The following is a 9,353-nucleotide window of genomic DNA, read 5'->3' on the forward strand; positions in this document are numbered from 1 at the left end:
CGCCGAAGCCGCCCCGGTGCGCGAGTCGCCGGACCGTTCTGGTCCCGGCAAACCCAAGCAGTCAGCCACAAGGAGACCGAACCGTGAAGAGCGCCGTGGAGACCCTGAACCCGACCCGGGTTCGGCTCACTGTCGAGGTGCCCTTCGAGGAGCTCAAGGACAGCCTCGACGCGGCGTACAAGAAGATCAACCAGCAGGTCACGGTGAAGGGCTTCCGCAAGGGCAAGATCCCGGCCCGCGTCATCGACCAGCGGTTCGGCCGCGGTGCGGTTCTCGAGGAGGCGATCAACGACGCCCTCCCGAAGTTCTACACGCAGGCGGTCAACGAGGCCGATGTCGACCCGCTGGGCCAGCCCGAGGTCGACATCAAGGACCTCAAGGACGGCGAGCTGCTGAGCTTCACCGCCGAGGTGGACATCCGCCCGGAGATCGAGCTCCCCGAGGACTTCTCGAACATCGAGGTCGAGGTCGACGCCGTCGAGGTGTCCGACGAGGACGTCGAGAAGTCGGTCGAGCAGCTGCGTGAGCGCTTCGCCACCACCTCCCCGGTGGAGCGCGCCGCCGAGGACGGCGACGTCGTGACCCTCGACCTCGAGGCCAAGGTCGACGGCGAGGTCCTCGAGGACGGCATCGCCAAGGACGTCAGCTACACCATCGGCTCGGGCGAGCTGCTGGACGGCATCGACGAAGCCGTCAAGGGCGTGGAGGCCGGTGGCGAGGCCACCTTCACCTCCGAGCTCAAGGGCGGCTCCGCCGCCGGCAAGCAGGCCGAGATCACCGTGAAGATCACCCAGGTCGCCGCGCGCGAGCTGCCGGCCCTGGACGACGAGTTCGCGCAGCTGGCCTCGGAGTTCGACACCCTCGAGGAGCTCAAGGCGGACAGCCGCTCGCGCCTCGAGAACATGAAGCAGTACGACCAGGCCACGCAGGCGCAGGAGCGCGTGCTGGACAAGCTGCTCGAGCTGATCGAGGTCCCGATCCCCGAGAAGCTGCTCGAGGACGAGATCCAGACCCGCAAGCACAACCTGGAGCACCACCAGCTCGGCCAGATGGGCCTCGACCTCGAGAAGTACCTCGAGATCCAGGGCAAGACCGCCGAGGAGTTCGACACCGAGACGCGTGACGCCGCGATCAAGGGCATCAAGACCCAGTTCGTGCTCGACGCGCTGGTCAACCGCGAGAAGCTGAACGTCAACCAGGAGGAGCTCACCGAGCACCTCATGCGGCGTGCGGCCTCCTCCGGCATGTCCCCCGACCAGTTCGCGCAGCAGGTCGTCCAGGGCAACCAGGTCCCGATGCTGGTGGGCGAGGTCGCCCGCGGCAAGGCGCTGGCGTCGGTCGTGGAGTCCGCGACCGTCAAGGACACCAACGGTGAGGTCGTCGACCTGAGCGACGACGAGGACGAGGTGGAGGGCGAGGCCGCCACCGAGGAGACCCCGGAGGCCTGATCCTCCCGGCTCCCGAGCCTTCCCGGGCCCTGCTCCCCGCGCCACCGTGCGCGGGGAGCAGGGCCCGGTCCTTTCCCCCCCGCGGCCCCGGCCGCAGCCCCGGCGGCCGCGGAGGGTGGGGCGGAGGTGTGGGGCGCGCTGGTGGGGGCAGGGGAGCGGGGCCGGGACCCGGGGTGGCCATGCGCTCACAGCGAACACTCCAGGAACCGGGATGGCACGTGACTGCCTGCGCGTTAGGGTCCATGAATACGAGGGCAGGGGAGTCCCCGTCGCCGCCGATCACCGCGGCGCGCTGCAGGGGCACGCACCACCCCCGCCCCGGCAGAACACGTGAGACGGCCCGGCGCCGTCGTAAGACGAGCAGGTGGATACGTGACGAATCTGATGCCCTCCGCCGCCGGCGAGCCTTCCATCGGTGGCCTCGGCGACCAGGTCTACAACCGGCTGCTCAACGAGCGGATCATCTTCCTCGGCCAGGCGGTCGACGACGACATCGCCAACAAGATCACTGCACAGCTGCTTCTCCTTGCCGCCGACCCGGACAAGGACATCTACCTCTACATCAACAGCCCCGGCGGCTCGATCACGGCCGGCATGGCGATCTACGACACCATGCAGTACATCAAGAACGACGTGGTGACGATCGCCATGGGCCTCGCCGCCTCGATGGGCCAGTTCCTGCTGAGCGCCGGCACCCCCGGCAAGCGCTTCGCGCTGCCGAACGCCGAGATCCTGATCCACCAGCCGTCGGCCGGTCTGGCCGGTTCCGCCTCGGACATCAAGATCCACGCCGAGCGCCTGCTGCACACCAAGAAGAAGATGGCGGAGCTGACCGCCTTCCACACCGGTCAGACGGTCGAGCAGGTCACCCGCGACTCCGACCGGGACCGCTGGTTCGACGCCGAGGAGGCCAAGGACTACGGCCTGATCGACGAGGTCATCTCGGCGGCTTCCAACATTCCGGGCGGCGGCGGCACCGGGGCCTGATGCCCGCGCCCGCACACCGGCCCTCCCCCGCCTCGCCTTCCAGGAGACAGAAGATGAATCACCACCCCGGCAGCGGCCTGTACGAGCGCACCCGCGCCGAGCTCACGGCCCCGGTCGCCGAGTCCCGTTACGTGATCCCGCGCTTCGTCGAGCGCACCTCCCAGGGCGTGCGCGAGTACGACCCGTACGCGAAGCTCTTCGAGGAGCGCGTGATCTTCCTGGGCGTGCAGATCGACGACGCGTCCGCCAACGACGTCATGGCGCAGCTGCTGTGCCTGGAGTCGATGGACCCGGACCGTGACATCTCGATCTACATCAACAGCCCCGGCGGCTCCTTCACGGCGCTGACCGCGATCTACGACACGATCCAGTTCGTGAAGCCGGACATCCAGACCGTGTGCATGGGCCAGGCCGCCTCCGCCGCCGCCGTCCTGCTCGCGGCCGGCACGCCCGGCAAGCGCATGGCGCTGCCGAACGCCCGCGTCCTGATCCACCAGCCGTACAGCGAGACCGGCCGCGGCCAGGTCTCCGACCTGGAGATCGCCGCCAACGAGATCCTGCGGATGCGCGCCCAGCTGGAGGAGATGCTGGCCAAGCACTCCACCCAGCCGGTGGAGAGGATCCGCGAGGACATCGAGCGTGACAAGATCCTCACGGCCGAGGACGCGCTGCAGTACGGGCTGATCGACCAGATCATCTCGACCCGCAAGATGAACAACGCCAGCGTTCGCTGACGCTGCGGGATTCCGCTGGCGGCACGGCCGTCTGCCGCCTCTTGGCGGGGTTCGCCCGGATCCGTTCCGGAGCGGACCCTGCCAAGGGGGGCCCGAACGGGGGGCCAGGCAAGGTACCGTCGACATAAGGCAGCACCGTGGAGACCAGGGACGCACCAGCGTCCGGGGGCTCCCAGGCGAAGGGGAAGCACACCGTGGCACGCATCGGTGACGGCGGCGATCTGCTCAAGTGCTCGTTCTGCGGCAAGAGCCAGAAGCAGGTCAAGAAGCTCATCGCAGGCCCCGGTGTGTACATCTGCGACGAGTGCATCGACCTCTGCAACGAGATCATCGAGGAGGAGCTCGCCGAGTCGAGCGAGACCCGGTGGGAGGAGCTCCCCAAGCCGCGGGAGATCTACCAGTTCCTCGAGAGCTACGTGGTCGGCCAGGAGGCCGCCAAGAAGGCGCTCTCGGTGGCTGTGTACAACCACTACAAGCGCGTCCAGGCCGGGGAGAACGGCGGCGGCCAGGGCCGCGAGGACTCCATCGAGCTGGCCAAGTCGAACATCCTCCTGCTGGGCCCCACGGGCTCCGGCAAGACGCTCCTCGCCCAGACGCTCGCGCGGATGCTGAACGTCCCGTTCGCCATCGCCGACGCGACCGCGCTGACCGAGGCCGGCTACGTCGGCGAGGACGTCGAGAACATCCTGCTCAAGCTGATCCAGGCGGCCGACTACGACGTCAAGAAGGCCGAGACGGGGATCATCTACATCGACGAGATCGACAAGGTCGCCCGCAAGAGCGAGAACCCGTCGATCACCCGTGACGTCAGCGGCGAGGGCGTCCAGCAGGCGCTGCTGAAGATCCTCGAGGGCACCACGGCCTCGGTGCCGCCGCAGGGCGGGCGCAAGCACCCGCACCAGGAGTTCATCCAGATCGACACGACGAACGTGCTGTTCATCGTGGGCGGCGCGTTCTCCGGGCTGGAGAAGATCATCGAGTCGCGGGCCGGCGCCAAGGGCATCGGCTTCGGCGCGACCATCCACTCCAAGCGCGAGCTGGCCGCCAAGGACCAGTTCCAGGACGTCATGCCCGAGGACCTGGTCAAGTTCGGCATGATCCCCGAGTTCATCGGCCGTCTGCCCGTGATCACCAGCGTGCACAACCTGGACCGCGAGGCGCTGCTCCAGATCCTGGTCGAGCCGAAGAACGCCCTGGTCAAGCAGTACCAGCGGCTGTTCGAACTCGACGGCGTCGAGCTGGACTTCGAGCGTGAGGCGCTCGAGGCCATCGCGGACCAGGCCATCCTCCGCCAGACCGGCGCGCGCGGCCTGCGCGCCATCATGGAAGAGGTCCTGATGTCGGTGATGTACGAGGTGCCGTCCCGCTCGGACGTCGCCCGCGTGGTCATCACCCCCGACGTGGTCCACTCCAACGTCAACCCGACCCTCATCCCGCGCGACGCGCGCGGCGGCCGGGGGACGGGCGAGCAGAAGTCGGCCTAGCCGGCTCGCGGTACCCAAGCGGCACACAACGGGAAGGGCCCCGGTCTTCACGACCGGGGCCCTTCCCGTTACCCGTTGCCCGGGGGCGCGACGACCGTCAGGCCGGCACCCGCACCTCGGCACGCAGCTTGGTGGCCAGGTCGGAGGCCTTCTGCAGGTCGACGCCCTTGCCGCTCATCATGTCGGCCAGGTCGATCGGCATGACGACGCCCAGGGTCGAGTGGTCGGCCCAGATGCACACCGGCATGTGGATCTCCTTGGGCTCGCCGGCTGCCGCCTCCTCGTTCTTGACCAGCATCTCCTGGCACTTCAGGGCGAACTTGTCGCTGCCGTAGTCCTTGGGGTCGCCGACCAGCTCGCCCTCGTTGTCCTTGGCGGCGCTCTTCTCCATCTCGGTGAACATGGCGTCCATGACGGATTCGGGATCCTCGATCTCGCCGTAGACGCCCATGAACTGCAGCATCTTCAGTGACAGCGGGTTGGCCTCGTCGCCGGCCTGGTAGGTGGCCTGGACGTCCTTGGCGTTCTTGACGCCGTGCTTCTCGGCGTCCTTCAGGTCCTCCTCGGTGAACCCGCCGCTGTCGGAGGCGCCCGTCTTGGCCTTCTTGTAGTCGCCCAGCACCGTCGCCGGCGTGGTCAGCTTGTGCGCGCCGTCGTCGGCGATGTCCGAGCCGCCGCCGCCGAGCAGGAAGTAGGCGCCCACCGCGATCGCGACCACCACGGCGGCGCCGCCGACGATCAGGCCCGTCTTCTTGCCGCCACCGCCGCCGGGAGCGCCCTGCGGGGGCATGCCGTACGGGGGCTGGCCGGGCTGGCCCGGCTGCTGGCCGTAGGGGCCGCCCTGCTGCGGGACGCCCGGCTGCTGCTGCGGGTAGCCGTACTGCGGCTGCTGGGCCTGCGGCTGCTGCGGCTGCTGCGGGTAGCCGTAGCCGGGCTGCGGGGGCTGCTGCGGCGGGGCGCCGTACGGTCCGGACTGCTGACCGCCCGGCTGACCGTAGGGGCCAGGCTGAGCCCCCGGCTGTCCGTAGGGCCCGGGCTGCTGGGGCTGCTGGCCGTACGGACCCGGCTGGTTGTAACTCATGGCTGGTTTCCCTCCCTGATGCTGTCCCGCGCCATCCTTCCCTACGGCGGGCCCGGCGTGCGCCCCCGGGCGCAGACCGTTACCTAGTAATCGCGTTTCGGAACAGGATGCGGACACCCCTAAAATGACCGGCGTGACCGAGAACTCTCAGCAGCCCACAGCGCCCGAAACCGAACTGCCGACCCAGTACACGCCGGCCGACGTGGAGGGACCGCTGTACGAGCGCTGGGTAGAACGCGGTTACTTCGAGGCGGACGCGAAGAGCGACAAGGAACCCTTCACCGTCGTCATCCCCCCGCCGAACGTCACCGGCTCGCTCCACCTGGGCCACGCCTTCGAGCACACGCTGATCGACTCCCTGACCCGCCGCAAGCGGATGCAGGGCTACGAGACGCTGTGGCAGCCGGGCATGGACCACGCCGGCATCGCCACCCAGAACGTCGTCGAGCGCGAGCTCGGCAAGGAGGGCAAGTCCCGCCACGACCTGGGCCGCGAGGCGTTCGTCGAGCGGGTCTGGCAGTGGAAGGACGAGTCCGGCGGCCAGATCTCCGGTCAGATGCGCCGCCTCGGCGACGGCGTCGCCTGGTCGCGTGAGCGCTTCACCATGGACGAGGGGCTCTCGCAGGCCGTCCAGACCATCTTCAAGAAGCTCTACGACGACGGGCTGATCTACCGCGCCGAGCGCATCATCAACTGGTGCCCGCGCTGCCTCACCGCGATCTCCGACATCGAGGTGGAGTACCAGGAGGACGACGGCGAGCTCGTCTCCATGAAGTACGGCGAGGGCGAGGACACCATCGTCGTCGCCACCACGCGTGCCGAGACGATGCTGGGCGACACCGCCGTCGCCGTCCACCCCGACGACGAGCGGTACAAGCACCTGGTCGGCAAGCAGATCAAGCTGCCGCTGACCGACCGCACCATCCCGGTCGTCGCCGACGAGCACGTCGACCCGTCCTTCGGCACCGGCGCGGTCAAGGTCACCCCTGCCCACGACCCGAACGACTTCGAGATCGGCCAGCGGCACGGCCTGCCGTCCATCGCCGTGATGGACGAGCACGCCGTCATCACCGTCCACGGCCCCTTCCAAGGCCAGGACCGCCTCGAGGCGCGCTCCGCGATCGTCGCGGCACTGCGCGCCGAGGGCCGGATCGTCGCCGAGAAGCGCCCGTACGTCCACTCCGTCGGCCACTGCTCGCGCTGCAAGACCACCATCGAGCCCCGGCTGTCCATGCAGTGGTGGGTCAAGGTCGGTCCGCTCGCCCAGGCCGCAGGCGACGCGGTCCGCGACGGCAAGGTCAAGATCCACCCGCAGGAGATGGAGAAGCGGTACTTCGACTGGGTCGACAACCTGCACGACTGGTGCATCTCGCGCCAGCTGTGGTGGGGCCACCGCATCCCGGTCTGGTACGGCCCGAACGGCGAGACGGTCTGCGTCGGCCCCGACGAGCAGCCGCCGGGCACCGAGGCCGAGGGCTGGCGCCAGGACAACGACGTCCTCGACACCTGGTTCTCCTCCGGCCTGTGGCCGTTCTCCACGCTGGGCTGGCCCGAGCAGACCGAGAGCCTCGCGAAGTTCTACCCGAACTCCGTCCTGGTGACCGGCTACGACATCCTCTTCTTCTGGGTCGCCCGGATGATGATGTTCGGCCTCTACGCGATGGACGGCACCCCGCCGTTCCACACCATCGCGCTGCACGGCATGGTCCGTGACCAGAACGGCAAGAAGATGTCGAAGTCCTTCGGGAACGTCGTCAACCCGCTGGACTGGATGGACAAGTACGGCTCCGACGCGCTCCGCTTCACCCTGGCGCGCGGCGCCAACCCGGGCGTCGACGTGCCGATCGGCGAGGACTGGGTCCAGGCCTCCCGCAACTTCGCCAACAAGATCTGGAACGCCACCCGGTTCGCGCTGATGAACGGCGCCACCGTCGAGGGCCCGCTGCCGGACGCGGCCGAGCTGTCGGCGACCGACCGCTGGATCCTTTCCCGGCTCAACTCGGTGGTCGCCGAGGTGGACGCGCTGTACGAGGACTACCAGTTCTCCAAGCTCTCCGACGCGCTCTACCACTTCGCGTGGGACGAGGTCTTCGACTGGTACGTCGAGCTGTCCAAGACCACCTTCATGGCGGGCGGCCCGGCGGCCGAGGCGAGCAAGCGCGTCCTGGGCGAGGTCCTGGACGTCACGCTGCGGCTGCTGCACCCGGTCATGCCGTTCGTCACCGAGACGCTGTGGACCACGCTGACCGGCGGCGAGTCCGTCGTCATCGCCGAGTGGCCGGCCGACAGTGGCTTCCGTGACGCCGGCGCCGAGCAGGAGATCGCCACCCTCCAGTCGGTGATCACCGAGGTCCGCCGCTTCCGCAGCGACCAGGGCCTGCAGCCGGGCCAGCGGGTCCCGGCCCGCCTCTCCCTGGACGGCACGCCGCTCGCCCCGCACGAGCCGGCGATCCGTCAGCTGCTGCGCCTCCAGCCGGAGGGCGAGGGCTTCTCCGTCACCGCCGGCCTTCCGGTCGCCGGGGCGACGGTCGAGCTGGACCTGTCCGGCGTGATCGACTTCGAGGCCGAGCGCAAGCGGCTCTCCAAGGACCTCGCCGCCGCCGAGAAGGAGAAGGCGCAGGCCAACGGCAAGCTGGGCAACGAGGCCTTCCTCGGCAAGGCCCCGGAGCCGGTCGTGGAGAAGATCCGCGGCCGCCTCGCCAAGGCCGAGCAGGACATCGCGCGGATCACCGAGCAGCTGGCGAAGCTGCCCTCCGCCTGATCCACCCGCACCGCACGACCGGCGGGCCGCCCCTCCCCGGGGGCGGCCCGCCGCGTTCATGTGGCGGCCCGCTTCGTGTAACCCGGCGGCTGTTCACTGCGGGGCATGAGCACCACCGCCACCGCCGGGACCGACGACCACGGCCACGAGGCGGCCCCTGAGGCGGCTCCCGAGGCCGCCGCCGCGGCCGTGCCCGGGCGGCGTGACGACGTCGACCTGCTGCGCGTCGTCTGCACCGCCGCCGTCGTCCTCTGCCACACCGCCGCCGCCTTCGTGGACGCCGGCCACCGCACCGTCGGCGTCGCCGCCGACTCGCTCACCCGGTTCGCGGTGCCCGCCTTCTTCGCCATGGCCGGCTGGGCGGCCCTGGTCGCCTCCCCGGTGCGCGACGAGCGGCAGCTGCTGCGCCGGGCGGACCGGATCGTGCGGCCGATGGCGGTGTGGACGGTGCTCTACGTGGCGCTCCGGGGCGGCGCCGAGGACGCGGTGGACGCCCTGTTCGGGTCCGTGGAGCCGGCGTTCCACCTCTGGTACCTGTACGTCCACGTGCCGCTGACGCTGGTGCTCGGCGCCGCCGTGCTGCTGGTGCGGCGGGCGGCCACGCCCTGGTGGACGCTCGCGTTGCTGGGGCTGTGCGCGCTCGGGGCCACGCTGCGCGGCGACCTGGCGCGGGTCACCGGACTGGAGCTGCCCGGGTGGGCGTGGGGGCTGTCGCCGTACCCCCTGGGCTACGCCCTCGCCGGGGCCGCGCTGCTCGGGACGGCTAGGGCCTGTCCGGCGGATCATGCACGTGGGTCGCGGGGTCTGGCACGCACTCCCCCACGCTCGGCTTCGCTCGCGCGGGAGGGACCCCCACGC

The 9,353-nt window shown here is 69.8% G+C and carries 7 protein-coding genes; 6 read left to right on the plus strand and 1 reads right to left on the minus strand.

All coding sequences use genetic code 11. The features are described 5' to 3' along the window. Nucleotides 1-83 precede the first annotated feature (83 nt). The 4 genes from tig to clpX all read left to right on the plus strand — a co-directional run bounded on the left by tig (nt 84) and on the right by clpX (nt 4,653). On the plus strand, nt 84-1,448 hold the full coding sequence (gene tig / locus ABT026_RS25240) for a trigger factor (protein WP_351117438.1): 1,365 nt from the start codon (nt 84-86) through the stop codon (nt 1,446-1,448). Nucleotides 1,449-1,820: 372 nt separating this feature from the next. Beyond that, nucleotides 1,821-2,435, plus strand: a complete 615-nt coding sequence (locus ABT026_RS25245) for an ATP-dependent Clp protease proteolytic subunit (RefSeq protein ID WP_351117439.1) — start codon at nt 1,821-1,823, stop codon at nt 2,433-2,435. A gap of 53 nt (nt 2,436-2,488) precedes the next feature. Next, entirely contained in the window at nt 2,489-3,169 is a 681-nt protein-coding gene (locus tag ABT026_RS25250; protein ID WP_351117440.1) for an ATP-dependent Clp protease proteolytic subunit, read from the plus strand. A gap of 194 nt (nt 3,170-3,363) precedes the next feature. Next, complete coding sequence (gene clpX / locus ABT026_RS25255) at nt 3,364-4,653, plus strand: ATP-dependent Clp protease ATP-binding subunit ClpX (protein ID WP_351117441.1); 1,290 nt, start codon at nt 3,364-3,366, stop codon at nt 4,651-4,653. Between the two features lie 97 nt (nt 4,654-4,750). Here clpX and ABT026_RS25260 read toward each other — a convergent pair whose 3' ends face one another. Then, nucleotides 4,751-5,734 carry a hypothetical protein gene (locus tag ABT026_RS25260; RefSeq protein WP_351117442.1) on the minus strand — a complete coding sequence of 328 codons (984 nt, stop codon included), beginning with the start codon at nt 5,732-5,734 and terminating at the stop codon, nt 4,751-4,753. A 133-nt stretch (nt 5,735-5,867) separates the two neighbouring features. Here ABT026_RS25260 and ABT026_RS25265 point away from each other — a divergent pair, with 133 nt between their 5' ends. Then, the gene (locus tag ABT026_RS25265; protein ID WP_351117443.1) at nt 5,868-8,495 is read left to right on the plus strand and encodes a valine--tRNA ligase; all 2,628 of its coding nucleotides are present in this window, start codon (nt 5,868-5,870) and stop codon (nt 8,493-8,495) included. Between the two features lie 105 nt (nt 8,496-8,600). Further along, on the plus strand, nt 8,601-9,353 hold a 753-nt coding region (locus tag ABT026_RS25270; protein ID WP_351117444.1), incomplete at its 3' end, for an acyltransferase family protein.

The organism is Streptomyces sp. NPDC002734 (assembly GCF_040295685.1).
GTDB lineage: Bacteria > Actinomycetota > Actinomycetes > Streptomycetales > Streptomycetaceae > Streptomyces.